This window comes from Duganella phyllosphaerae, from assembly GCF_001758785.1.
Taxonomy (GTDB): Bacteria; Pseudomonadota; Gammaproteobacteria; order Burkholderiales; family Burkholderiaceae_D; genus Rugamonas; species Rugamonas phyllosphaerae.
Map to the genome: position 1 here is coordinate 52330 of NZ_LROM01000102.1, position 26599 is coordinate 78928.

Here is a 26599-nt window from a genome sequence, read left to right on the forward strand (position 1 = left end):
TTGGGGTTAAGGGTTCCAGCGGACGAAATTACGGTACAGCTGCAGACCCGCCGCGGCGCTCTTCTCCGGGTGGAACTGCGTGGCAAAAATATTATCACGGGCGACCGCGCAGCTGAACGGCGCGCCATACGTGGTCAGGCCCACGGTATGCTCGCTTTGCTCGGGCCGGGCGTAGTAGCTGTGGACAAAGTAAAAATAGCTATTGTCCGCAATGCCATCCCACATAGCGTGAGACGCGTTTTGCTGCACTTGGTTCCAGCCCATTTGCGGCACCTTGAAGCGCGAACCGTCCTGCTGCAGCTGGCCGTCGAGCTGGAAGCGCACGACCTTGCCGGGCAACAGGCCGAGGCCAGCGGCGTCTCCTTCTTCGCTGCCGTCGAACAACATCTGCTCGCCGATGCACACGCCCATCAAAGGCTTGCTGCGCGCCGCTTCCAGCAATGCGTCCTGGACGCCGGACTCGCGCAGGCTGCGCATGCAGTCGGGCATGGCGCCCTGGCCAGGCAGCACGATGCGGTCCGCGCTCTCGATATCGGCCACTTCGCCCGAGATCAGCACGTTGGCGTCCGGGGCAACCGCGCGCAGCGCCTGCGCGACCGAACGCAGATTACCCATGCCGTAATCAACTACTACGATTTTTTTCATGATAGTTCTTACAGAGTGCCCTTGGTCGACGGGATGGTGCCGGCGGCGCGTGGATCGAGTTCGGACGCCATGCGCAGCGCGCGGCCGAAAGCCTTGAACACGGTCTCGCACTGGTGGTGGGCGTTGGTGCCGCGCAGATTATCGATGTGCAGGGTGACCAGCGCATGGTTGACAAAGCCGCGGAAAAATTCCAGCGTCAGGTCGACGTCGAAGGTGCCGATCATGGCGCGCGTAAACGGGATGTGGTACTCGATGCCTGGCCGGCCGGAAAAATCCAGCACCACGCGTGACAGCGCTTCGTCGAGCGGCACGTACGAGTGGCCGTAGCGGACGATGCCCTTGCGGTCGCCAATGGCCTTGGCCACGGCCATGCCCAGCGTGATGCCCACGTCTTCCACCGTGTGGTGGTTGTCGATGTGGATGTCGCCGGTCGCTTCCACTTCCAGGTCGAACAGGCCATGGCGGGCGATCTGGTCGAGCATGTGGTCGAGGAAGGGCACGCCGGTATTGAGCTTTTGCTGGCCGGTGCCGTCGAGGTTGATGGAGACGCGGACTTGCGTCTCGTTGGTATTGCGGGTGATTTCTGCGGTGCGGTTCATGAGGGGGCTCGCGAGGTTACTCAGGCTGCCAGCGATGCGGCGAAGGCATCGAGGAAGGTGGCGTTTTCTGCCGGGGTACTGACCGTGATGCGCAAACAATTGGTCAGCACAGGATGCATTTTACTCACATTTTTAATTAATACCTTGTGAGACAGTAGTTTCACGTTGGCATCGTCGGCATTGGGCACCCGGATCAAGATAAAATTCGCCGCCGACGGGAAAACCTCCACGCCGGGAAATTTTGCCAATGCAGCCATCAGATCGGCGCGTGCGGCGCGCAACGCGGTCGCTTGCTGGTTCAGCACCTCCACGTGGTCGAGCGCGAATTCGGCCGCCGTCTGCGTCAATACGTTGATGTTGTAAGGAGGCCGCACTTTGTCGAACTGCGCGAGCAGCTTGGGCGCCGCCGACATGTAGCCGAGGCGAATGCCGGCCAGTCCCAGCTTCGATACGGTGCGCATCACCACCAGGTTGTCGAACTGCGGCAGACGGTCCATGAAGGTCTGTTGGGCAAACGGCTCGTACGCCTCATCGACCACGGCCAGGCCAAAACCGTCGAGCGCCTTGATGATGGCGACGATGTCGCTCTCGGCGAACAGGTTGCCGGTGGGGTTGTTCGGGTACGACAGGAACACCAGCGCCGGCTTGTGCTGTTCGATGGCCGCCAGCATGGCCGGCAGGTCGAGCGTGAGGTCGGCTTTCACCGGCACGCCCACGTAGTCCATGCCCGCGTACTGCGCCGAGCGTGCGTACATCACGAACGACGGCGTGGGCGACAGCACCACCGCGCGGCGCTCCTGCTGCGCGCAGGCCATGCACAGGATAGCGATCAGTTCATCGGAACCGTTACCGAGCATGACGTCGTAGCCGGCCGGTACGCCCAGCGTGTCGCGCACCTTTTGCCTGGTCGTGGCGTAGGAAGCCACCGGGTAGCGGTTCAGGGTGGCGACGGCCAGGCGCGCGCCCAGTTCCTGCAGCAGGTGCTCGGGCAGGTGGTACGGGTTTTCCATCGCATCGAGCTTGATGAAGCCACTCGCGTCGGCCACGTGGTAGCCATGCATGGCTGCCACGTCCGGGCGGATGGTATTGGCTACGAGGGTGTCGATGGCGGACATCTGGATGGGGCTCCTGTCTAGACTGCGGTTGAAAGTCGTTTGGCGGCCGGCTTGGGTTTGGCGGCGGCGATTTTTTTGGGTGTGGCTTTGGTTGGTGCTTCGGGTGTCGCTTTGGGTGCGGCCTTGGCGGCGGGCTTTCTCGGCGCCGGCTTTTTCTTCACCACCGGCGGCAAGTCGAGCGCGGCCAGGCGTTCATCGATGATGGCGCAGTAATCGGGATTGAGTTCGAAGCCGACGAAGCTGCGCCCGCAGCGCTTGGCGGCGATTGCCGTCGTGCCGCTGCCCATGAACAGGTCGAGCACCACGCCGTCGGGCGGGCACGAAGCCTTGACCATGCGCTCGATGATTTCCAGCGGCTTCTGGGTCGGGTGGTCGGCGCGCTCGGGATGCTCGCGGTGCAGGCGCGACACACTCCACAAATCCTTGGGGTTGTAGCCCACTTCGAGCCACTTGGCGCCGATGAAGATCGAGCGCGAACGCGCCTTCTTGGTTTCGGCGTCGTAGGCGATGCGCACGGCGTCGAGGTCGAAATAATAATCCTTGCGGCGCACGAAGAAGCCGATGGTGTCGTGCACCGAGGAGAAGCTGCGCACGCTACCGCCCATCGACGGCACCCGGCGGTCCCAGATAATCTCGTTCATCATCGTCATGCGCTTTTTCAGCAGCACGAAGATCTCGGGCGAGAAGCGCCACGTCAAAAAGATGTACAGGCTGCCGTTGGGCTTGAGCTTGGGCAGCGCGGCGTCGATCCACTGCTCGGTCCAGCGCAGGTAGTCGTCGACCGTCTGCTGGTCGGAGGCATTGCCGTAGTCCTTGCCCAGATTGTACGGCGGGTCGGTCAGAATCAGGTCGATGGAACCGTCGGGGATGCGCGTCAGCCCGGACAGCGCATCCTCGCAGAAGACCTGGTTGAGCCACTGGTCGGTCATTGGGCTTTCAACCTCAACTCGGCGCTGCGGGCGTGCGCCTGCAAGCCTTCGCCATAGGCCAGTTCGGCCGCGATCCTGCCCAGGGTCTGGGCGCCCGCTTCGCTCACGTGGATGATCGACGAGCGCTTCTGGAAGTCGTACACGCCCAGCGGCGACGAGAAGCGCGCGGTGCGCGACGTGGGCAGCACGTGGTTCGGGCCGCAGCAGTAGTCGCCCAGCGACTCGGACGAGAAGCGGCCCAGGAACATGGCGCCCGCGTGGCGGATTTTATCGGCCCACTGCTGCGGGTCTTCGGCCGAGATTTCCAGGTGCTCGGCCGCGATGCTGTTGGCGATCGCGCACGCTTCCTCCATGTCGCGCACCTTGACCAGCGCACCACGGTCGGTGAGCGAGGTGCGAATCGTGTCCTGGCGCGGCATGGTCGGCAGCAGTTTTTCGATGCTCGCTGCCACCCGGGCGATGTAGTCGGCGTCCGGGCACAGCATGATGGCCTGCGCCAGTTCGTCGTGCTCGGCCTGCGAGAACAGGTCCATCGCCACCCAGTCCGGGTCGGTGGTGCCGTCGCAGATCACCAGGATTTCCGACGGACCGGCAATCATGTCGATGCCGACGATGCCGAACACGCGGCGCTTGGCGGCAGCGACATACGCATTGCCAGGGCCGACGATCTTGTCGACCGGCTGTATCGTCTCGGTGCCGTGCGCCAGGGCAGCCACCGCCTGCGCGCCGCCGATGGTAATCACGCGCGTCACGCCGGCAATGGCGGCGGCGGCGAGCACCATCTGGTTCTTCACGCCATCCGGCGTGGGCACGACCATGATGATTTCCTGCACGCCCGCGACGTGGGCGGGAATGGCGTTCATCAGCACCGACGACGGGTACGCCGCCTTGCCGCCCGGGACGTAGATGCCCACGCGGTCCAGTGGCGTGACTTTCTGGCCGAGGACGGTGCCGTCAGGCTCGGTGTAGGTAAAGCCGTTGAGTTCCTGCTTTTGCCGTTCGTGGAACACGCGGATGCGCTGCGCAGCCACGTTCAGGGCGTCGCGCTGGGCGGCAGGGATCGACGCCAGCGCTGCCTGCAGTTCGTCCTGGCCGATGTCGAAGGCGGCCATGCTGGCGGCGCCGCCGTTGGGAATGCGGTCGAAGCGGTTGGTGTATTCGAGCACGGCGGCGTCGCCGCGCGCCTTGACGTCGGCCAGGATGCCGGCGACGGCGCGCTCGATCGCCTCATCGGTGCCTGCTTCAAATGCCAGCAAGGTGTCCAGGGACTTTTTGAAATCGGCTTGGGTGGAATCGAGCTTGGTAATTTGAATCGACATGATGGCTTCCAGATTGTTATTTTTTGGCCGCGCGCTCGAACGCTTCGAGGATCGGCTGCAAACGCTGTCGCTTGAGCTTTAACGCCGCCTGGTTGACGATCAGGCGCGACGAGATATCCATGATCGCTTCCACTTCCACCAGGTCGTTGGCGCGCAGCGTGTTGCCGGTGCTGACCACGTCCACGATGGCGTCGGACAGGCCGACCAGCGGCGCCAGTTCCATCGAACCATACAGCTTGATCAGATCGACGTGCACGCCCTTCTTGGCGAAGTGCTCGCGCGCGGTCTGCACGAACTTGGTGGCCACGCGCAGGCGCGCGCCCTGGCGCACGGCGGTCTCGTAGTCGAAACCGTTTTTCACCGCCACCGACATGCGGCAGGCGGCGATATTGAGGTCGATCGGCTGGTACAGGCCTTCGCCGCCATGCTCGAGCAGCACATCCTTGCCGGCCACGCCGAAGTCCGCCGCGCCATGCTGGACATAGGTCGGCACGTCGGTGGCGCGCACGATCAGCACGCGCACGCCGGGGTCGTTGGTGGCCAAAATCAGCTTGCGCGAGGTTTCCGGATTTTCGGTGACGGTAATGCCGGCCGCTTCCAGCAGTGGCAGGGTGTCGTCGAAAATGCGGCCCTTGGACAGGGCGAGGATCAGTTGCTGGTTGTCTTGAAATGCACTCATGGTACTTCCAGAATTAGTTATCATCCGATCCGTCATTCCCGCGTAAGCGGGAATCCATACTTCGGATGCTCAGCATGGACTCCCGCTTTCGCGGGAGTGACGGTGCTTGGTGCACGGGTGTCAATGACGACAGTGGCTGCATAGCGCCTTACTTGATGCGCCGAATATTGGCACCCACCGCCGACAGTTTCACTTCCATCTGGTCGTAACCACGATCGAGGTGATAGATGCGGTCGATCAGCGTCTCGCCGCGGGCGGCCATGGCGGCGATCACCAAGGAAGCCGATGCGCGCAGGTCGGTCGCCATCACCGGCGCGCCAACCAACTGCTCGACGCCCTTGATGAAGGCGGTGTTGCCGTCGGTCTCGATGGCCGCGCCCAGGCGGTTCATCTCCTGCACGTGCATGAAGCGGTTTTCGAAAATGGTTTCGGTCACGCGGCTGGCGCCATCGGCCACCGTGTTGACGGCCATGAACTGCGCCTGCATGTCGGTGGGAAAGCCCGGATATTCGGTGGTGCGGAACGTGACCGGGTGCGGGCGCTGGTCCATGCGCGCACGGATCCAGGTGTCGCCGATGGTCAGCTGCAGGCCCATTTCGCGCAGCTTGTCGAGCGCGGCGTCCATGATGTCCACGCGCGTGTTGCGGATCGAGATATCGCCGCCGGTGGCAGCGACCGCGCACAGGAAGGTCACCGCTTCGATGCGGTCGGAGATCACCGCGTGCTTGGCGCCATGCAGCTCGGCCACGCCTTGAATCACCAGGCGGTTGCTGCCGATACCTTCGATCTTGGCGCCCATGGCCACCAGCAGGTTGGCGAGATCCGTCACTTCCGGCTCGCAGGCGGCGTTTTCCAGCACGGTCTCGCCGTCGGCCAGCGTCGCTGCCATCAAGAGGTTCTCGGTGCCGGTGACGGTGATCATGTCGGTGACGATGCGCGCGCCTTTGAGCTTGGCGCACTTGGCGTAGATGTAACCGGCCTCGATGGTGATCTCGGCGCCCATCGCCTGCAGGCCCTTGATGTGCTGATCGACCGGACGCGAACCGATGGCGCAGCCGCCCGGCAGCGACACCTTGGCCTGGCCGAAGCGCGCCAGCAGGGGGCCCAGCACCAGGATCGACGCGCGCATGGTTTTCACCAGTTCATACGGCGCTTCGAGCTTGTCGATGGCGCTGCCGTTGAGCGTGACCTTGTCGTTGTCCTGGCTGACCTTCAAGCCGGTCTGGCCCAGCAGTTTCAGGATCGTGGCCACGTCGTGCAGGTGCGGCACGTTGGACAACTCGACGTCGCCGGACGTCAGCAGGCCGGCGCACAAAATCGGCAGCGCGGCGTTCTTGGCGCCGGAAATCGTGATGTCGCCGTGCAGGCGGTTGCCGCCTTGAATGAGGAGTTTGTCCATGCTTAGCCTTGGTATTCTTCTGGGGTGAGGGTTTTCATCGACAGCGCGTGGATTTCTTCGCGCATGCGGTCGCCCAGCGCGGCGTACACCAGCTGGTGACGCTGGATCGGGCGCTTGCCCGCAAACGCCGGCGAGACGATGATGGCCTGGAAGTGCTGGCCGTCGCCGTCCACTTCGAGGTGCGTGCATTCGAGGCCGGCCGAGATATAGCCGTGGATCAGTTCTGGAGTGGTAGCCATGATGGGGTCCTGTGTTAAATCTGTTATCTGTATTTGACGCATAGTGTTGCGCTTAGTGCCGCTGCCAGTAGCTGCTGCGCAGCATGCGCAGCGCCGCCAGCGACAGCACCACCAGGAAGCCCGAAACAATGGCCAGGCTGGCCCAGGGGTTGGTGTCGGACTGGCCGAAGAAACCGTAGCGGAAGCCGTCGATCATGTAGAAGAACGGGTTCAGGTGCGACACAGTGAACCAGAACGGCGGCAATGAATTAATCGAGTAGAACACGCCCGACAGGAACGTCAGCGGCATGATCAAAAAGTTCTGGAACGCGGCCAGCTGGTCGAATTTTTCGGCCCAGATGCCGGCGATCAGGCCCATGGTGCCGAGGATGGCGGCGCCCAGCAGCGCAAAGGCCGCAATCCACAGCGGCGCCGAAAAGCTCATGTGGGCAAACCACGCGGTCACGGCAAACACGCCCAGGCCCACGGCCAGGCCGCGCACCATGGCCGCAATCACGTACGCCGAGAAGATCTCCCAGTGCGACAGGGGCGTGAGCAGCACGAACACCAGGTTGCCGGTGATCTTGGACTGGATCAGCGACGACGACGAATTGGCAAAGGCGTTTTGCAGCACGCTCATCATCACCAGGCCCGGAATCAGGAACGACGTGTAGCTCACGCCTTCGTACACCTGCACCCGGCCCTCCAATACGTGGCCGAAGATCAGCAGGTACAGCATGGCGGTCAGGATCGGTGCTGCCACGGTTTGGGTGGCGACCTTCCAGAAGCGCAGCGTCTCTTTGTAGACCAGGGTGCGGAAGCCGCTCGAGATAAAATTCATAACGTGCCCTTGTCCATGATTTGCAGGAAGATGTCTTCGAGGTCGGCCTGTTGCAGCTGCATCTCGTCGATCACGGCACCCGACTCGCGCAAGCGCGCCAGGATACCTTCCACTTCCGCATACTCGTTGATGCGCAGGCTGTACTTGCGGCCATGGTCGGAAGTCTCTGCGTGCGTGACCAGGTGGCGCAGCTCGTCCGGCAGGTCGCCGGCCGTCATGTTGACGATCAGTTGCGAGCCCGAGATGCGGCGGATCAGCGCGGCCATCGAGTCGAGCGCGACGATCTTGCCGCTCTTGAGCATGGCCACGCGCTTGCACATGGCCTGCGCTTCTTCCAGGTAGTGGGTGGTGAGGACCACGGTGTGGCCTTCACGGTTCAGGCGCGAGATGAACTTCCACAGCGTCTGGCGCAGTTCCACGTCCACGCCGGCGGTCGGTTCGTCGAGCACGATCACGGGCGGTTTGTGCACCAGCGCCTGCGCCACCAGCACGCGGCGCTTCATGCCACCCGACAGCGCGCGCATATTGGTGTCGGCCTTGTTGGTCAGGTCGAGGTTGTGCATCACCTCGTCGATCCAGGGGTCGTTATTGGGCAGACCGAAGTAGCCCGACTGCAGGCGCAGCGTTTCGCGCACGGTGAAGAACGGGTCGAACACCAGTTCCTGCGGCACCACGCCGAGCTTGCGGCGCGCCTCGCGGAAGTCGCCGGTGACGTCGTGGCCGTGGATGGTGACCGTGCCGGCATCGGGCCGGATCAGGCCGGCGATGATGGAAATCAGGGTGGTCTTGCCGGCGCCGTTGGGGCCCAGCAGGCCGAAAAACTCGCCCTCCTCGATGGTGAGCGACACGCCGCCCAGCGCCTGGAGCGACTTGTAGCGCTTTTCGACATTCGTTATTTGGATCGCTGACATTCTAGACTTTACGTTGTGCGGCGGCAGGGCCGGCGCTGAGTGCCCGCCAGGGGCCAAAACGGCGCGCGGCGGTGGTACAGGGCGCCACAGCACTGTGGCTGCGGCAACGTTCAATTATAGGGGAAATCTGGGTCGGTCGAACCGGACCGGCGGTATTACAAGGGCAACACAGGGGTACGACGGGGCGGAGCGGGGGTCAATGATGGTGGTGCTGGTCGGCAGGCGCGGCGGCCGGGGCGACGGGAGTGCAATCTTGTTCTTCTTCCTGGCCGGGGAACACCAGGCCGCACACGCCATAGAGCTTGGTCAGGTTTTTCAGCGACGCAGGCAGGTTGTGCAGCATCAGCTGCACCCCGGCTTCGCGCGCGGCGCGCTGCCAGGACAGCAGCACCGACACGGCCACCGAATCGACCGAGGTAACGTTGCTCAAATCAAACGCCTGCTGGCCAGCCTTGATGGCGGCCAGGCCGCGCTCTTGCGCCGCAGTGGCGTTGAGCACGGTCAGGGACGTGAGCGATTGCAGGTTGTCGGTCGATTCGGCGGTCATGGCGTGTACTTGGTTACTTACTTAGCTGGCGTGGCGGGATTGGCTTTGAGGGGCTTGCTGGCCAGCGACTTGTTCTTGTCGGCCAGGGTCTTGATCAGGCCATCGATGCCGCCCTTGTTGATCTCGGACGTGAACGTACCTTTGTAGGTTTCCACCAGCCAGGCGCCCATGACGTTGATGTCATAGATTTTCCAGCTGTCGCCAGCCTTGGCCACGCGGTAGTTCAGCAGGACCGGATCGCCACGGGTCATGTTCACTTGCGAACGCACTTCCACGTCGGTGTCGGCCGCATCGGCACGCATCGGCTTGAAGGTGATGGTTTCGTTCTTGATCTGCGACAGCGCGCCCGAGTACGTGTACACCAGCAGCGTGCGGAACTGTTCCGACAGCGCTTTCTGTTGCTCAGGGGTGGCCTGGCGCCAGAAGCGGCCGGCCGCCAGCGCGGTCATGCGGTTCGAATCGACGTACGGCAGGATCTTGGTTTCGACCAGGGCCATGATTTTTTGCTGGTTGCCGGACTGGATGTCCTTGTCGGCCTTGGCAGTGTTGATCACGTCTTCGCTGATGCGCTTGACCAGCGCGTCAGGCGCCTCGGCCGCTTGCGCGGTCGCGGTAAAGCCCATCGTTGCCACAGCGGCGACTGCTAACAGTTTTTTAATCAGGTTCATCGTTTATCTACCTTTGGTGAGTTCTTCGGGTCACCGGCTGGCTCAGTTCGCAGCCGGTGTACCGGAGTTTAACGCGTTGGGGGCGGATTCCGCTGACACGGTTGGCGAAGTTTCCACTGGAGCAACAGTTGCGACTGCAGTGGCAGGGGCAACGGCGGCGGTTTCAGCGGTGGTCGCGGGTGCAACAGGTGCGACAGGTGCTGCATCAGCTTGCGGCGGCGTCGTTGGCGCGGCGGCCGGCGCCGGCTCGGCAGCAGGCGCTGGCGTCACTGGCGTAGCCGGCACAGCTTGCGGATCGGCAGCTGGCTTGGCGCCGTCGTCCTCACCGTAAGGATCGTCGTTCTGCTTTTTCTTGCGCGGATTGCCGTCTGGGAAGACCTGGCTTTCGCGGCGTTGCAGGTAGCCGTCGCGCAGGAACACGTAGCGGTCGAGTGCAGCGTCTTCGAACAGCGAGCCGGCGTCGAGCAGGCTGGCGCGGGTGTCGATCAGGTTGATGCCGGTGCCGATGTTGCGCACATTGGTCGGATCCTTGTAGCGCCAGATATTGCCGGCGAAGTCGGCCGGCAGCGCCACGGTGTCACGCACGGTGGACGGTCCCAGGATCGGCAACACCAGGTAAGGGCCCGATTCCAGGCCCCACACGCCCAGCGTCTGGCCGAAGTCTTCCTTGTGCTTCTCCAGGCCTGCCGGGGTGGCGATGTCGAACAGGCCCAGGATACCGAGCGTGGAGTTCAGCGCGAAGCGGGTGATGTCGGTCATACCGTCGCCGCCTTTGCCTTGCAGCAGGTTGTTGACGCCGCTCCAGGCATCGGAGATGTTGCCGAAGAAGTTGCCCACGCCGGTTTGCACGAACGACGGCGTAACGTCGCGGTAGACGGTGGCCACCGGTTTCAACGCATAGGTATCGACCTTGTCGTTGAAGGTGAACATGGCGCGGTTATAGCTTTCGTACGGGTCGCGCGGGTTGGGACCGGCGCAGCCAGCCAGCATCATCGCGGTACCCAGCACCAGCGCGGCGGTGCGCAGCGAGGTTTTATTGGTCTTCATTGATTATTCCTTTTTACCGTCAGCAGCCTTGCTGTAGATGAACTGATTGATCAGGTCTTCCAGCACGGCAGCCGATTGGGTCCTTGCGATTTTGTCTCCGGCAACCAGGTTTTTCTCGTCGCCGCCAGCTTCGATGCCTACATATTGCTCACCCAACAGGCCTGCCGTCAGAATCTTGGCCGAGCTGTCTTTCGGGAAGTTATAGCCTTCATCCATGTTCAAGGTCACCAGCGCCTGATACGTCTTGTCGTCGAAACTGATGTCGCCCACGCGGCCGATGACCACGCCCGACGCCTTGACGGCCGCTTGCGGACGCAGGCTGCCGATGTTGTCGAACTTGGCGGTAATCGCGTAGGTTTTACCGAAGGACAAAGAGCCGGTATTACTTGCTTTTAACACCAGAAACATCAGTGCGGCCACGCCGATGACGATAAACAGGCCGACCCAGACATCCAGAGATTTGCGTTGCATAACTATCCTCGTTTAATTCCGTTTTATCTTACAACTATTTGCTGAACATCAGCGCCGTCAACATGAAGTCCAGCCACCAGACCATCAGCGACGAGATCACGACCGTGCGGGTGGTGGCGCGGGCCACGTCTTCCGGGGTCGGACGCGCCTGGTAACCCTGGTACAGCGCGATGAAAGTGATGGCCACGCCGAACACGATGCTCTTGACGAAGCCGTTGAGCACGTCCTTGAACAGGTCCACGCCGCCCTGCATCTGCGACCAGAAAGCGCCCTCGTCGACGCCGATCAGCTGCACGCCGACCAGGTAACCGCCCATCACGCCGACTGCACTGAATACCGACGCCAGCAGCGGCACCGAGATCACGCCGGCCCAGAAACGCGGCGCCAGCACGCGCTGGATCGGATTGACTGCCATCATTTCCATGGCCGACAGTTGCTCACCCGCCTTCATCAAGCCGATTTCGGCCGTCAGCGAGGTACCGGCGCGGCCGGCAAACAGCAGTGCGGTGATCACCGGCCCCAGTTCGCGCGTCAGGCCGAGCGCCACCAGCAGGCCCAAGGATTGCTCCGCGCCGTATTTATTGAGCGTGTAGTAACCCTGCAAGCCCAGCACCATGCCGACGAACAGGCCGGACAGGGTGATGATGACCATCGAGTAGTTACCGATGAAATGCAGCTGCTCGACCAGCAGGTGCGGCCGGCGGAAAATCAGGCCCGGCGACAGGCGCAGGATTTCAAAAAAGGTACGCGCAGCGAAGCCGATGCCCTCGACGAAATCGCGCAGCGGCGCGCCGAGTTTCGACAACAAATTTCTTACACTCATGCTTTAACTCCCAGGCCAAGGTCGTCGGCCAGGGATTTGCCGGGATAGTGGAACGGCACCGGCCCGTCCGCTTCCGCGTTGACGAACTGGTGCACATACGGGTCGGTGGAGGCCATCATGTCGGCCGGCGTGCCGTGCGCGACGATTTTGCCCTGCGACAGGAAATACACGTAGTCGGCAATCGCGAAGCACTCCTTGACGTCGTGCGACACCAGCACCGATGTCGAACCGAGGGCGGTATTCAGATTGCGGATCAGGTTGGCGGTCACGCCCATCGAGATCGGGTCGAGGCCGGCAAACGGCTCGTCGTACATGATCAGTTCGGGGTCGAGCGCGATCGAGCGCGCCAGCGCCACGCGGCGCGCCATGCCGCCGGAGATTTCTCCGGGCTTCAAGGCAGCGGCATTGCGCAGGCCCACGGCGTGCAGCTTCATCAGCACCAGGTTGCGGATCAGTTCTTCCGGCAGGTCGGTGTGCTCGCGCAGCGGGAAGGCGACGTTTTCGTACACGGTGAGGTCGGTAAACAGCGCGCCATGCTGGAACAGCATGCCCATCTTGCGACGCAGAAGGTACAAGCCGGCGGTATTGAGCTTGTGCACCACCTGGCCTTGCACCTTGACCTGGCCCTTGCGCGGGATGAGCTGGCCACCGATCAGGCGCAACACCGTGGTCTTGCCGCTACCCGAACCGCCCATGACTGCGATCACTTTTCCACGTGGGAAATCCATGCTCAGCCCGGACAGGATGGCTCGCTTTCCATACGAGAAATGTAAATCGCGAATTTCGACTAGATTGGACACGACGGAACTCTTTATTTTTTGATGCCGTATTGTAGTGCAGAAAGGTCAATCCTTGCTGGAAGCACCTCCGTTCAACGCAAAGGGACGGACGATGTACCGCCGATAATACAACACTACTGAATCCAAAGTCAGCAATTTACATGAGGCATGCTTTGTTACATGGTGCGGCGCATCATCGATGCCTGTCAAAAGTCAGATAATTGCCTGCAAACCCTTGTCGGCGATCACGTTCAGCAGTTTAAGTGCCGGCCCCGTGGGATGGGAGTCGCCTTGCTCCCATTTGCGCACGGTCGAGGCCGACGTGTGCAAATGAAGAGCGAACACAGGTTGGCTGAACTTCAAGGTCTCGCGTAGGTGTTTGATGTCGGCAGCGCTGAACTCCCGCACCGGCGGCGGACAGATCGCGTCGAACTCGCGCATCGTTACCTTGGTAATTGCTTTTGCTTCGTGTAGCGTAGCCAGGTCGGCACGCAGGGATTCAATGATCGTGCTCACAATGCACCTCCAATAACACGCCCGACTGCAGCGAATGCCGTTCAGTTAAGAGCCGTCATTCCGAATCGACGGAACGCCGCGAAAGCGGGAATCTATGCTGAGCAAATGATCACGCGCCCTATGGATTCCCGCCTGCGCGGGAATGACGGATCATCGGTTCACGGTCAAAAATGGCTTAACTGAAACGGGCATAGTTTTCGAATGCTGAATATTGATAGACTCAGTACGATACGCGCCAGTCCAGCCAAGTGGCGCGCTGGAGTCACGGTGAAAAAAAACCGGGAGGCACGGGGATTGCCCGCCCGCTCCCGGGTTGAAATCGAGGCCTTGCGGCCGTGATCAGCGTGGCAGTTCGGAGCTGCCCATCAGGAATTCATCGACTGCGCGCGCGCACTGGCGGCCTTCGCGGATCGCCCACACCACCAGCGACTGGCCGCGGCGCACGTCGCCTGCAGCAAATACCTTGGCCGACGACGTCTTGTAACAGCCTTCGCCGTCGGTGGTGGCCTTGGCGTTGCCGCGTGCATCTTTTTCCACGCCGAAGGCGTCGAGGATATTGGCGACCGGCGAGACAAAACCCATGGCCAGGAACACCAGGTCGGCCTTCATTTCGAATTCCGAGTTCGGCACTTCGGCCATCTTGCCGTCTTTCCACTCGACGCGGCAGGCGATCAGGCGCTCGACCTTGCCGCCCTTGCCTTCGAGGCGCTTGGTGGCCACGGCCCAGTCGCGCTCGCAACCTTCGTCGTGCGACGACGAAGTACGCAGCTTGGTCGGCCAGTACGGCCAGACCAGCGGCTTGTTTTCCTGCTCCGGCGGCATCGGCATCAGTTCGAACTGGGTGACCGAGGCGGCGCCCTGGCGGTTCGAGGTGCCGACGCAGTCGGAACCGGTATCGCCGCCGCCGATCACGACCACGTGCTTGCCGGTAGCCTTGATCTGATCCTTGACTTTGTCACCGGCATTGATCTTGTTTTGCTGGGGCAGGAAGTCCATGGCGAAATGCACGCCCTTGAGCTCTCGGCCCGGCACCGGCAGGTCGCGCGGCTGCTCGGCGCCGCCGGCCAGGACCACGGCGTCGAATTCTTTTTCCAGGTCTTCAGGGAAAATGGTTTCCTTGGCCCAGTTGTTGACGTTGGCCGGGAAATCCTTGCCGATCAACACGCTGGTGCGGAACACCACGCCTTCGGCCTCCATCTGCTTGATGCGGCGGTCGATGTGCGACTTTTCCATCTTGAAGTCCGGGATGCCATAACGCAGCAGGCCGCCGGCACGGTCCGATTTTTCGAACACGGTGACCGCGTGGCCGGCGCGCGCCAGCTGCTGGGCAGCGGCCAGGCCGGCAGGACCGGAACCGACGACGGCAACCTTCTTGCCGGTCTGGTGCGCCGCAGGCAGCGGCACGACCCAGCCGTGTTCCCAGCCTTCGTCGATGATCTTGTGCTCGATCGACTTGATGCCGACCGGATCTTCGCTGATGCCCAGGGTACAGGCCGATTCGCACGGCGCCGGGCAGATGCGGCCGGTGAACTCGGGGAAGTTGTTGGTCGAATGCAGCGTGTCCAGCGCTTCACGGTAGTTGCCGCGATAGACCAGGTCGTTCCAGTCGGGGATGATGTTGTTGACCGGGCAGCCGTTGTTGCAGAACGGGATGCCGCAATCCATGCAGCGCGCGCCCTGCACCTTGGCTTGCTCGTTGGTCAGGGGAATGACGAACTCGGCGTAGTTTTTCAAACGCGTCGCAGGTGGCAGATAGCCTTCTTCCTGACGCTGGAATTCCATGAAACCGGTGATTTTACCCACGATTAAATCCTCTTTATTCTAATTTACCCGGGACCGCTCATTCGTCGTCCTCGCGTACGCGGGGACCCATAGAACGCTGGCTTCATGTTGCGCTCTATGGATTCCCGCGTGCGCGGGAATGACGGACTCAAGGCTGTCGACGATTCAGACAATAACTTTGCTTAAGCTGCCACCGGCTGCACCACCGCCGTCGCGTTCGCCACGTCTTCCGCCATTTCGGCCAGCACGCGCTTGTATTCGCTCGGGAATACCTTGACGAACTTGCTGCGGCTGTCGGCCCAGTTGTCGAGCAACAGGCGGGCACGGGTGCTGCCGGTGTGCTTGAAGTGGCGCTCGATCAAGCGCTTCAGGATCCCTTCGTCCGACTCGCGGCCCAGGTCCTTGTGCAGCACGTGGTAGGTCGCCGTGTCGGCCGACTGTTCCTTGCTGCTCAGCACGCGCTCCAGGGTCACCATTGCCGTGTTGCAACGCGATTCGAAGTCGCCGTCCGGGTCGTACACGTAGGCGATACCGCCCGACATGCCGGCTGCAAAGTTGCGGCCGGTGGCGCCCAGCACCACCACGGTGCCGCCGGTCATGTATTCGCAACCGTGGTCGCCGGTGCCTTCGACAATGGCCGTGGCGCCCGAGTTGCGCACCGCGAAACGCTCACCGGCCACGCCGTTGAAGAACGCTTCGCCGCTGATCGCGCCGTACAACACGGTATTGCCGACGATGATGTTGTTGACCGCCCAGCCACGGAACTCGGTGTTCGGACGCACGATGATGCGGCCGCCCGACAAGCCCTTGCCCACGTAGTCATTACCTTCACCGACCAGGTCGATGGTGATGCCGTGCGCCAGGAACGCGCACGCCGACTGGCCGGCCGTGCCTTGCAGCTGGATGTGGATGGTGTCGTCCGGCAAGCCGGCGTGGCCGTAACGCTTGGCCACTTCGCCCGACAGCATGGTGCCGACCGTGCGGTTGACGTTGCGCACCGGCGAGATGAACGACACGCGCTCGCCTTTTTCCAGCGCGCCCTTCGCTTGCGCGATCAGCTTGTGATCGAGCGCCTTGTCGAGACCGTGGTCCTGGTCCATGGTGTGGAAGATCGATTGACCGTTCTGCACTTCCGGCTGGTGGAAGATGTTGGTGAAATCCAGGCCCTTGGCCTTCCAGTGCGAGATCGCTTTCGATTTGTCGAGCAGGTCGACGCGGCCGATCAGTTCGTCGTAGGTGCGGATGCCCAGCTGCGCCATCAGTTGACGCGCTTCTTCGGCCACGAAGAAGAAGTAGTTGACCACGTATTCCGGCTTGCCCGAGAACTTGGCGCGCAGGACCGGGTCTTGCGTGGCCACGCCCACCGGGCAGGTGTTCAGGTGGCATTTGCGCATCATGATGCAGCCTTCGACCACCAGCGGCGCCGTGGCAAAGCCGATTTCGTCAGCGCCCAGCATGGCGGCAATCACCACGTCGCGGCCGGTACGCATCTGGCCATCGGCCTGCACCCGGATCCGCGACCGCAAGCCGTTCAGCACCAGGGTCTGCTGGGTTTCCGCCAGGCCCAGTTCCCACGGCGTGCCGGCGTGTTTCACCGACGACAGTGGCGAAGCACCGGTACCGCCGTCGTGCCCGGCCACCACCACGTGGTCGGCCTTGGCTTTCGTGACGCCGGCAGCGACGGTGCCGATACCGACTTCCGACACCAGCTTGACCGAGATCGAGGCGCGCGGGTTGGCGTTTTTCAGATCGTGGATCAGCTGCGCCAGATCTTCGATCGAGTAGATGTCGTGGTGCGGCGGCGGGGAAATCAGGCCCACGCCCGGCACCGAGAAGCGCAAGGTGGCGATGTATTCCGACACCTTGTGGCCTGGCAGCTGGCCGCCCTCGCCCGGCTTGGCGCCTTGCGCCATCTTGATCTGGATCTGGTCGGCCGAGTTCAGGTAAGCGGCAGTCACGCCGAAACGGCCCGACGCCACCTGCTTGATGCGCGAACGCAGCGAGTCGCCTTCCTGCAAGGCGATGTCCACCACCATCTGCTCCTTGCCCATGACCGAGGCCATGGTCTCGCCCTGCTTGATCTTGATGCCCTTCAATTCCTGGGTGTAGCGCGATGGATCTTCGCCGCCTTCTCCGGTGTTGCTCTTGCCGCCGATGCGGTTCATGGCCACCGCCAGCGTGGCGTGTGCTTCGGTCGAGATCGAACCCATCGACATGGCACCGGTCGCGAAGCGCTTGACGATTTCCTTGGCCGGTTCCACTTCGTCGAGCGCAATCGCCTTGCTCGGATCGATCTTGAACTCGAACATGCCGCGCAGGGTCAGGTGACGACGGCTCTGGTCGTTGATGATTTGCGCGTATTCCTTGTAGCTCGAGAAGTTGTTGGCGCGCGTCGAGTGCTGCAGCTTGGCGATCGCGTCCGGCGTCCACAGGTGGTCTTCGCCACGTACGCGGAACGCGTATTCGCCGCCCGCATCGAGGTTGTTGGCCAGCACAGGATCGTTGCCGAAGGCCAGTGCATGCAGGCGCAGCGCTTCTTCCGCCACTTCGAACACGCCGATGCCTTCCACGTTCGACGACGTGCCCTTGAAGTACTTGTTCACCAGCGACTTGTTCAGGCCGACCGCTTCGAAGATCTGCGCGCCGCAGTACGACATATAAGTGGAGATGCCCATCTTCGACATCACCTTCATCAAGCCCTTGCCCACGGCCTTGGTGAAGTTGTAGATCGCTTTTTCGCCCGACAGGTCGCCCGGCATGCCGTGCGCCAGCTCGATCAGGGTTTCCATGGCCAGGTACGGGTGGATCGCTTCGGCGCCGTAGCCTGCCAGCAGGGCGAAGTGGTGGGTTTCACGGGCCGAGCCGGTTTCCACCACCAGGCCGGTGGACGCGCGCAAGCCCTTGCTCACCAGGTGCTGGTGGATGGTCGACGTTGCCAGCAGCGCGGGAATCGCCACGCGGTCCGGGCCGATGGTGCGATCCGATACCACCAGGATGTTGTGGCCCGATTTGACGGCGTCAACGGCTTCCGCGCACAGCGAGGCCAGGCAGGCTTCGATGCCTTCCTTGCCCCACGACAGCGGGTAGCAAATGCTCAGCTCGTACGACTTGAACTTGCCGCCCGTGTGCAGGCTGATGTTGCGCAGGCGCTCCATGTCGTCGAAACCGAGGATAGGCTGCGACACTTCGAGGCGCATCGGCGGGTTGACGTTGTTGGTGTCGAGCAGGTTGGGCTTGGGACCGATGAACGACACCAGCGACATCACCATCGCTTCGCGGATCGGATCGATCGGCGGGTTGGTCACCTGCGCAAACAGCTGCTTGAAGTAGTTATATAACGGCTTCAGTTTGTTGGACATCACTGCCAGCGGCGAGTCGTTGCCCATCGAACCGGTCGCTTCTTCGCCGGCGGCAGCCATCGGCGCCATCAGGAATTTCAGGTCTTCCTGGGTGTAGCCGAACGCCTGCTGGCGGTCCAGCAGCGACGGCACGGCTTTTTCGCCCTGCGCCGGCGCAGCGGTCACGGTCGTGCCCGCACCGTACTTGGCGCGGTTGTGCGCCAGCTGGCTTTCGCTGAGCTTGATTTCGTTGAGCTTGATGCGCACCGCGTTGATCCACGCCTTGTACGGCTTGGCGTTGGCGTAGGTGTCCTTCAGTTCCTTGTCGTCGATGATGCGGCCCGCTTCGAGGTCGATCAGGAACATCTTGCCTGGTTGCAAACGCCATTTCTGGATGATTTTCGACTCGGGAATCGGCAGCACGCCCGATTCCGACGCCATCACCACCAGGTCGTCGTCGGTGACGATGTAGCGGGCCGGACGCAAACCGTTGCGGTCCAGGGTGCCGCCGATGTAACGGCCGTCGGTGAAGGCCATGGCGGCCGGGCCGTCCCACGGTTCCATCATGGCGGCGTGATATTCGTAGAACGCGCGGCGATTGTCGTCCATCGTGCCGTGATTTTCCCACGCTTCCGGGATCATCATCATCATGGCCTGGGCCAGTGGATAACCTGCCATCAACAGCAGTTCGAGCGCGTTGTCGAAGCAGGCGGTGTCGGACTGGCCTTCGTAAATCAACGGGAACAGCTTTTGCAGGTCGTCGCCCAGCACGGCCGACTTCATCACGCCTTCGCGCGCGCGCATCCAGTTGAAGTTGCCCTTGACGGTGTTGATCTCGCCGTTGTGGGCGATCAGGCGGTACGGGTGGGCCAGCGGCCACTCGGGGAAGGTGTTGGTGGAGAAACGCTGGTGCACCAGCGCCAGCGCGGACACGCAACGCGCATCCTGCAGGTCTTTATAGTACACGCCCACCTGGTCGGCCAGCAGCAAGCCCTTGTACACGATGGTACGGGCCGACATCGAGGTGACGAAGAATTCCTTACCGTGGATCAGGTTCAGCGCCTGGATCGCGTGGCCCGACGATTTGCGGATCACGTACAGTTTGCGCTCGAGCGCGTCGGTGACCATGATGTCGGCGCCACGACCGATGAAGATCTGGCGGATCACCGGCTCTTTATCACGCACGGTCGGCGACATCGGCATGTCGATATCGACCGGCACGTTGCGCCAGCCCAGCAAGACCTGGCCTTCGGCGCGCACGGCGCGCTCGATTTCCTGTTCGCAAGCGATGCGCGAGGCGTTTTCCTTCGGCAGGAACACCATGCCCACGCCGTACTCGCCCGGAGGCGGCAGTTCCACGCCCTGCTTGGCCATCTCGTCGCGGTAGTACTGGTCCGGGATCTGGATCAGGATGCCGGCGCCGTCGCCCATGAGCGGGTCGGCCCCGACCGCACCGCGGTGGTCGATGTTTTTCAGGATCATCAGGCCCTGCTCGACGATGGAGTGACTCTTGTTACCCTTGATGTGGGCGACGAATCCGACGCCGCAGGCATCGTGTTCATTGGATGGATCGTACAGACCTTGGGCTTTCATGGTGCTCTCCACTGGCAGATTGGCTATGAGAATGGAGAGTAGAACAATCCCACACAAAAAACAATGACAATAATTAGGGTCGGAGTCGAATTAAAATATTGAATATCCCTAGAATTTTTTATTAGGGACAGAGTGGTTTGGGTGCAAAAAAAATCCGCAGCAGCGAAATATACTGCGGCGGCTTTGACGGATTTATGCGTTTTCTTGCTTGATCTTGAATGGCCGTCCGCGCTTGGCGGGTAGCACCCGGCGCTTGACCTTGTTTTGCAAAACAGCCTTGAACTGGTCCGAGCCCAGCGGCCAGCCCTTGAGCAGGGCATTGCTGATGCGGGTGATATCGTCGCTCGAGATTACCAGTTCGAACAAGGCAACGTAGGCAGCCTCGCGCTCGAACGGCGTGTTGCCCAGCTCCCAGAACTTCGGATGATCGATGATCAGCCCGTCCGGGCGGATGCCGGCGTGGTGACAATAGCTCGACCAGCGGTAGTCCTCGTGGCGCACCGCCAGGCCGCTCCGGACCGGGTTCGATTCGATGTACCGGCTGCACAACATGAAATAGGCATCGGCGTCGATCAACGAGGTCTTGTAGCGTCCGTTCCACAAGGTACCGCTGCGGCTGTATTTCTGGTTGAAGTACGGCACGTAGTAGCGGCCCACCCACTGCATCATCTGGCCCAGGCCATCTTCGTCGGTGGGCGTGACCAGCAAATGCAGGTGGTTGGGCATCAGCACATAGGCGTGGACCTGCACCTTGTAGGTCTTGGCGGCTGCGCGCAGCCAGCCGAGGAAGGCCTGGTAGTCGTCATCGTCGTGGAACACCGGTTGTTCGTTGTTGCCGGTCTGGATGACGTGGTGCGGCTGGTGGGGAACGATGAGGCGGGGCAGGCGGGCCATGATCATTGCGTAAAATTTGGCCGCGCGACGCCGCATCGTCATTCCCGCGAAGGCGGGGATCTAATTCGCATGCGTGGCGTCGGCGCCCGAAAACTGGATTCCCGCCTGGGCGGGAATGACGGAGCTAAAGCTGACGAAGCAAGATACCACTGTGGCCCTGTAAAATCGAGCGAATGGCCAAATCTGCTTCCGCCCTGCCTTTATTTATTTCAAAGTCAGGACAAATTGAAACTGGCGGAGAGGCTGTAACCCTCGCCGTAGGCGCTGCGCAGCGGCAGGTCCTGGCCCAGGCCGGTGCGGGCCTTCTTGCGCAGGCGGTACACCAGCATGTCCACCCGGCGCCCGGCGTCGGGATCGTCGCCGCCGATGCCGGCCACGATCACCTGGCGCGGCACGGGCCGGGTGTTAATCGTGAGCAGGTGCAGGAAGTTGCATTCCTTTTCGGTCAGCGTGATCGCCGTGCCTTGCAGTTCCAGTTGGCGGGCGCTCACTTTCAGGGTCCACTTGCTCGGTGTCGGTGCAGTTTCCTGCGGTCCCACGCGGCGGTCGAGCGCCTCGATGTGGGCGGCCAGCTCCGGGAACTTGATCGGCTTGGTCAGATAATGGTCGGCGCCCAGGCGCAGGCCGAGGATGCGGTTGTCGAACGCCACGCGCCCGGTCAGGACCAGCAAACCGATCTGCGGATACAACTGGCGCATGCGCGGGATGACGTTAAAACCGTCTTCGTCGGGGAGGCCGAGATCGAGTACGACCACGCCCACGTTGCCGTGGCTCAGTGCGGTCCACATATCGCTGGCGTTATTGGTGATGTGCACCTCGTGTTGAAGTTCAGTCAGGAACTCCGCCATTTCCTCGGCGTAGTCCAGATTGTCTTCCACGATCAGTATTTGCGTCATTGATGCGCCATTCGATGTTTTACGGACAAACTGCCCAGTGTAAACTTGCTATTCAGTAGAGCATCAGCGGGCCGCGAGCCCGTCACCTACATCGGGGGATTATCACTGTTGCTACCCACTCGCGCAAGGCTTTTCCCCGGCTTGGCCGTCACCGGCAGCCAAAAGCGAAATTCCGCGCCGCTTTCAGAAACATTTCTGACCGTAATGGTGCCGCCGTGGACATCGGCGATCGACCGCGCCATGTACAGCCCCAGGCCGGAACCGGCGACACCGGCGGCATTGCTGCCACGGGTGCCACGGCCGAAGATGGTCTCCAGTTCAGCTTCCAGCACGCCGGCGCCGTGGTCGCGCACCAGGAATTCGACGCCGCCTTCGACTGCCATCTTGCCGGTCAGTTCCAGCGGCGCGTCGGCCGGCGTGTATTTAATGGCATTGTCGAGCAGGATCTCCAGGCACAGGCGAATGCCGGCCGGGTCGCACCGCATCCACTGCGGCAGCGCTTCGATGTGCAAATCCACCCGGGCGCGGCGCGTACGCGCCACTTCGGCAGTCGCTTCGAGCAGGTTGGCCGGCGAAATCTCGTCCGGTTGGCGGGCGCGGCCGATGCTGGCCATGCGCTCGGGCGACAGGTACTCGTCGAGCATGGCCAGCATGCGGTCCACCGCCGCCTGGATCTTGCGGTAGCGCTTGCGCGTGCCTTCGTCGTGGTGGGTGCCGGTCATTTCCAGGCGCTGGACGGCGCCGTCGATGGTGGACAGCGGCGTGCGGAACTCGTGCGACAGCATCGAGGCGAATTTTTTCTGCTGGTCGGCCAGCGCGCGCCGCTCGGTCAGATCACGCACCACGCCCAGTACCGAGACCGGCACGCCGTCGGCGTCCAGCATCAGCGTCGATTCGATTTCCACCGGCACGGTATGGCCGTCGGCATGGGGAAGTTCGGTTTCGCGCACCAGGCGGCGGCGGCTGAGGTCGCCGGATTCGTAGCGGTCGAGCCGGGGCGCCAGTTCCTGCGCCAGGTCCCAGGCCAGGGCCCGGGCGGTGTCCAGCGTGTAGCCGAACTGGGTTTCGGCGGCATGGCTCAGCCATTCGAGTTCGCCGCTGGCGCAGTCGATCATCCAGCTCACTTCGCCACTGTGGTCGAGCAGCTGGCGGTAGCGCGCTGCCTCCTGCTGCGACTGGCGCAGCGCACTTTCCAACTCAGCCACGGTCGCCATGATCGATTACTCGACCAGCGGGGCGAAGATTTGTTGCAGGTCTTCTTGCGTGAGTGCCATTTTTTGCGACTCCCCTTCTGCCAGGATCGATTGCGCGAGATCCGATTTTTTCTGTTGCAGGATCTGGATCTTTTCTTCCAGCGTGCCCTTGGCGATCAGTTTATACACGAACACCGGCTTGTCCTGGCCGATGCGCCAGGCGCGGTCGGTGGCCTGGTTTTCCGCTGCCGGGTTCCACCATGGATCGTAGTGGATCACGGTGTCGGCCGCAGTCAGGTTCAGGCCCACGCCGCCCGCCTTCAGGCTGATCAGGAAAATCGGCACCGCGCCCTGCTGGAACGCCGCCACTTGCGCGCTGCGGTCCTTGGTGTCGCCGGTGAGCAGCGCGTACGGAATGTCGCGCGCTTCGAGTTCCTGTTCGATCAGTTCCAGCATGCTGGTAAATTGCGAGAATACAAGGATCTTACGCTTTTCTTCCAGCAAGTCTTCAACCATTTGCATCAGGTCGATCAGCTTGGCCGAGCCGGCCGTCTGCTTTTTCGACGACAGCGACTTCACCAATCGTGGATCGCAGCACACCTGGCGCAGCTTGAGCAGCGCTTCGAGAATGACGATCTGGCTGCGCGCCACGCCCTTGCGGTCGATTTCATCGCGCACTTTCTGGTCCATGGCCAGGCGCACGGTTTCGTACAGGTCGCGCTGGGCGCCGGTCAGTTCCACGCGGCGCACCATCTCGGTCTTCGGCGGCAGTTCCTTGGCCACGTTGTCCTTGGTCCGGCGCAGCAGGAACGGCTTGATGCGGCGATTGAGCAGCGAGCGGCGCAGCGGATCGTCCTGGCGTTCGATCGGATGGCGGAACACGGTATTGAACCCCTTCTCGTCACCGAGCAGGCCCGGCAGCAGGAAGTGGAATTGCGACCACAATTCCCCCAGGTGGTTTTCCAGCGGCGTGCCCGACAGGCACAGGCGGTGACGCGCGCGCAGCAGGCCGGCGCTCTGGGCCGCCTTGCTGCGGGTGTTCTTGATGTAGTGCGATTCGTCCAGGATCACCAGGTGGAAATCGTGCTCGCGCAGTTTTTCCTCGTCGCGCGGCAACAGCGCATACGTGGTGAGCACCAGGTCGGCGCCGTCGATCTGGTCGAACTGCGCCATGCGGTCCTTGCCTTGCAACAGCAGCACTTTCAGGTCGGGAGCGAACCGCGCCGCCTCTTCCTGCCAGTTGCCCATCAGGCTGGTCGGGGCGATCACCAAGGCCGGTGCGGTCAGGCGCCCGGCTTCCTTTTCCACCAGGATGTGGGCCAGCGTTTGCACGGTTTTACCGAGGCCCATGTCATCGGCCAGGATGCCGCCGAAGTTGTATTCGCGCAGGAACTGCATCCACGACAAACCATCGGTTTGATAGTCGCGCAGGGTGGCGCGCAGGCCGGCCGGGGTGGCGATGCGCTTGACGGCGCCGAACTGGTTCAAGCGTGAACCCATGTCACGCAGCTCTTCGCCGCCGGTCCATTGCATCTCGACGTTGCGGGACAGTTCGTCGAGGCGGGCGGCGTCGAGGGTGGCCATGCGCAGCGAGGTCTTGATCTTGTCGTTGAAATACAACTCGCCCAGGGTGCCCAGGATGGGCTTGATGCGCGCCCACGGCAGGGCCACCCGTGAGCCGTCCGGCAAGGTGGCCAGCATCTGGTCGTCGTCGCCGTGGTGGGCGATGGCCTTGGGGGTGAAATCGAGCGGCGCGCTGCGGATCAGTTGCACCAGCACCGGCAGCAGCGGCACCCGTTCCTGGTCCACCAGGATGCCGAGCTCGAGGTTGAACCAGGTGTTGCCGCCGTCAGCTTCGTCAGCCGTGACGTCGGCGTACCAGGCGCCGGCGTCGCGCAGGTCGTAGCGGTACTTGGCGGTCTTTTCCAGTTTCCAGCCCGCTTCTTTCAATTCGGCCATGCCCTCGCGGGCAAAGCGGATCCAGGCGGCCTGGTTGGGCAGCAGCAAACCGCCCTTGAGGCTGCTGAGCGGCAGCGTGGTCGGGGCAGTAAATGTGCGCTCGGACAGCAGGGCCAAGGCAGAGGCTTCGGCCGCCACATCGCGCTCGATGATTTCGGTAACGTCACCCTTCTGGCGCACCACGCGCTGCGACGGATCGAACGACACCCGTTCGCCGTCGTAGTCGAACGACAGCACGGCAAAGTCGTGCCAGCGCTGCAGCGAACCGTCAGCCAGCATGGCGGCGTCGAGCGTGAGCACCGGGCGTGGCTTGACGTCGTCGCGCAGGCGCTGCGGCAGCGGTTGCGGCAGCGGCATCAACTGCTGCAAGCCGTGGGCCAGCAGCAATTGCGAGACGCGCATCTTGTCGTGGTTGGTCAGCAGCGGCGCTTGCGCCACCAGCGCCTGCAGGTCGGCCAGCGGGATCGCGGCGCCGCCCTGGTTCAGTTGCAGCACGCCGCACGACAGGTTGTCGATATACCACGGTGGATCGGTGGGCAACATGTAGTCGACCTGGTCGGCGCCGGCTTGCCCCGCATGGCGCGCGCCCGGCGCTGGCTGCACGGCCCAGCCCAGGCGTAATCCTTTGCCCTCTTCGCGCCAGGCCAGGTTGGCTTCGCGCAGCACGCCGCCCTTCAGTGGATAGACCAGGCCGTTACCGACGTCGGCCCAGGAGTTGGCCCACAACAGTTTGTCTTGCTCGGCCAGCATTTGCAGCAGCGCCGCGCCGATCTTGCCGCGTGGTTCGGTGGCCGAACCGGTCTGCGAATTTTGCCCGCTGCGCATCGCCACGAAAAAGCGCACCAGGTCCTCGTCGCCCGCGACCAGGAAGTTGGGCGGCGCCGACAGCAGCGAGAAAATTTCACTGACCGGCGTGGCGGCCGCGACGTCGCCATTGGACCGCAACCGCGCCTTGTACAGGCACAGCGCCACGTGACGGCCACCGCTGGTGGGCGCGAGCACGTAGATCAGGCGGTACTGGGTTTGCTTGGGGTCGGCGTCAACCGGCGGCGGCGTGAGCTTGGCCTTGGGATGCGCTGCGGCGTCCACCCGCTGCAGCCACGTGGCGACAGCATACGAGAGTTGATTCGCAGGGGGCGTCAGGCGCGGGGGTGCAGCCGGTGCCGATGGGGCAGCTTTTACTTCGGAAGCGTCGTCGCGGGTAAAATCCATGGGTCGCATTGTTGTTCAAAGATGGTTCAAAATCGGCAACAGGCGATATTATCCGCCATACACGCGTTCGTGTTTGCGGATTCTATCGAAAAGCCGCCATTCAATCGGTGTTTCCGCACGCATTCGGCACACATCCGCGCGCACACAGTCCGTTTCCGCTGTCAAGACTGGCAGATTCGCCAAGATTGCGTATGATTCCGGGCTTGACTGCTTAGGATCCCCTCTC

General features: G+C 62.5%; 23 protein-coding genes. All 23 read right to left on the minus strand.

All coding sequences use genetic code 11. From position 1 onward, the window contains the following. Positions 1-6 precede the first annotated feature (6 nt). Complete coding sequence (gene hisH, locus DUPY_RS18420; RefSeq protein ID WP_071651669.1) at positions 7-645, minus strand: imidazole glycerol phosphate synthase subunit HisH; 639 nt, start codon at positions 643-645, stop codon at positions 7-9. A gap of 8 nt (positions 646-653) precedes the next feature. Then, positions 654-1244, minus strand: a complete 591-nt coding sequence (gene hisB / locus DUPY_RS18425) for an imidazoleglycerol-phosphate dehydratase HisB (protein ID WP_019924123.1) — start codon at positions 1242-1244, stop codon at positions 654-656. A 20-nt stretch (positions 1245-1264) separates the two neighbouring features. Next, positions 1265-2359 carry a histidinol-phosphate transaminase gene (gene hisC, locus DUPY_RS18430; RefSeq protein WP_070249869.1) on the minus strand — a complete coding sequence of 365 codons (1095 nt, stop codon included), beginning with the start codon at positions 2357-2359 and terminating at the stop codon, positions 1265-1267. A gap of 17 nt (positions 2360-2376) precedes the next feature. Next, positions 2377-3288, minus strand: a complete 912-nt coding sequence (locus DUPY_RS18435; RefSeq protein ID WP_070249871.1) for a DNA-methyltransferase — start codon at positions 3286-3288, stop codon at positions 2377-2379. Next, positions 3285-4607: a histidinol dehydrogenase gene (hisD, locus tag DUPY_RS18440; protein ID WP_070249873.1), complete on the minus strand. Its 1323-nt coding sequence runs from the start codon at positions 4605-4607 to the stop codon at positions 3285-3287. The genes DUPY_RS18435 and hisD overlap by 4 nt, the downstream gene beginning before the upstream one ends. 16 nt (positions 4608-4623) lie before the next feature. Continuing rightward, complete coding sequence (gene hisG / locus DUPY_RS18445) at positions 4624-5286, minus strand: ATP phosphoribosyltransferase (protein WP_070249875.1); 663 nt, start codon at positions 5284-5286, stop codon at positions 4624-4626. Between the two features lie 148 nt (positions 5287-5434). After that, positions 5435-6685 carry a UDP-N-acetylglucosamine 1-carboxyvinyltransferase gene (gene murA / locus DUPY_RS18450; protein ID WP_070249876.1) on the minus strand — a complete coding sequence of 417 codons (1251 nt, stop codon included), beginning with the start codon at positions 6683-6685 and terminating at the stop codon, positions 5435-5437. A gap of 2 nt (positions 6686-6687) precedes the next feature. Beyond that, a complete protein-coding gene (locus DUPY_RS18455; protein ID WP_019924129.1) occupies positions 6688-6924 on the minus strand; it encodes a BolA family protein in 237 nt (78 codons plus the stop codon). A gap of 52 nt (positions 6925-6976) precedes the next feature. Then, positions 6977-7744 carry an ABC transporter permease gene (locus tag DUPY_RS18460; RefSeq protein ID WP_070249879.1) on the minus strand — a complete coding sequence of 256 codons (768 nt, stop codon included), beginning with the start codon at positions 7742-7744 and terminating at the stop codon, positions 6977-6979. Beyond that, positions 7741-8655, minus strand: coding sequence for an ABC transporter ATP-binding protein (locus tag DUPY_RS18465; protein WP_070249881.1), 915 nt, complete (start codon positions 8653-8655; stop codon positions 7741-7743). Before DUPY_RS18465 ends, DUPY_RS18460 begins: the two co-directional genes overlap by 4 nt. 196 nt (positions 8656-8851) lie before the next feature. Beyond that, on the minus strand, positions 8852-9202 hold the full coding sequence (locus tag DUPY_RS18470; RefSeq protein WP_070249883.1) for an STAS domain-containing protein: 351 nt from the start codon (positions 9200-9202) through the stop codon (positions 8852-8854). Between the two features lie 17 nt (positions 9203-9219). Continuing rightward, on the minus strand, positions 9220-9870 hold the full coding sequence (locus DUPY_RS18475; protein WP_070249885.1) for an MlaC/ttg2D family ABC transporter substrate-binding protein: 651 nt from the start codon (positions 9868-9870) through the stop codon (positions 9220-9222). A gap of 42 nt (positions 9871-9912) precedes the next feature. Continuing rightward, positions 9913-10917 carry an MlaA family lipoprotein gene (locus tag DUPY_RS18480; RefSeq protein WP_070249887.1) on the minus strand — a complete coding sequence of 335 codons (1005 nt, stop codon included), beginning with the start codon at positions 10915-10917 and terminating at the stop codon, positions 9913-9915. Between the two features lie 3 nt (positions 10918-10920). Further along, a complete protein-coding gene (mlaD, locus tag DUPY_RS18485) occupies positions 10921-11388 on the minus strand; it encodes an outer membrane lipid asymmetry maintenance protein MlaD (RefSeq protein WP_070249889.1) in 468 nt (155 codons plus the stop codon). Positions 11389-11422: 34 nt separating this feature from the next. Further along, positions 11423-12211 carry a lipid asymmetry maintenance ABC transporter permease subunit MlaE gene (mlaE, locus tag DUPY_RS18490; RefSeq protein WP_026637700.1) on the minus strand — a complete coding sequence of 263 codons (789 nt, stop codon included), beginning with the start codon at positions 12209-12211 and terminating at the stop codon, positions 11423-11425. Then, positions 12208-13011 carry an ABC transporter ATP-binding protein gene (locus DUPY_RS18495; protein WP_071651670.1) on the minus strand — a complete coding sequence of 268 codons (804 nt, stop codon included), beginning with the start codon at positions 13009-13011 and terminating at the stop codon, positions 12208-12210. The genes mlaE and DUPY_RS18495 overlap by 4 nt, the downstream gene beginning before the upstream one ends. Positions 13012-13203: 192 nt before the next feature. Continuing rightward, entirely contained in the window at positions 13204-13506 is a 303-nt protein-coding gene (locus tag DUPY_RS18500) for a helix-turn-helix domain-containing protein (protein WP_070249892.1), read from the minus strand. Between the two features lie 339 nt (positions 13507-13845). Beyond that, a complete protein-coding gene (locus DUPY_RS18505; RefSeq protein WP_070249894.1) occupies positions 13846-15309 on the minus strand; it encodes a glutamate synthase subunit beta in 1464 nt (487 codons plus the stop codon). Positions 15310-15470: 161 nt separating this feature from the next. Next, positions 15471-20219, minus strand: a complete 4749-nt coding sequence (locus DUPY_RS18510; RefSeq protein WP_070249896.1) for a glutamate synthase-related protein — start codon at positions 20217-20219, stop codon at positions 15471-15473. Positions 20220-20411: 192 nt separating this feature from the next. Beyond that, positions 20412-21113 (minus strand): transposase, encoded by a 702-nt coding sequence (locus DUPY_RS18515; RefSeq protein ID WP_070249966.1) that lies wholly within the window; start codon positions 21111-21113, stop codon positions 20412-20414. Between the two features lie 215 nt (positions 21114-21328). Beyond that, a complete protein-coding gene (locus tag DUPY_RS18520) occupies positions 21329-22009 on the minus strand; it encodes a response regulator transcription factor (RefSeq protein ID WP_070249897.1) in 681 nt (226 codons plus the stop codon). An 86-nt stretch (positions 22010-22095) separates the two neighbouring features. Then, positions 22096-23223, minus strand: coding sequence for a PAS domain-containing sensor histidine kinase (locus tag DUPY_RS18525; RefSeq protein ID WP_070249898.1), 1128 nt, complete (start codon positions 23221-23223; stop codon positions 22096-22098). 6 nt (positions 23224-23229) lie between these two features. After that, on the minus strand, positions 23230-26373 hold the full coding sequence (locus DUPY_RS18530; RefSeq protein WP_070249899.1) for a DEAD/DEAH box helicase: 3144 nt from the start codon (positions 26371-26373) through the stop codon (positions 23230-23232). Positions 26374-26599 lie beyond the last annotated feature (226 nt).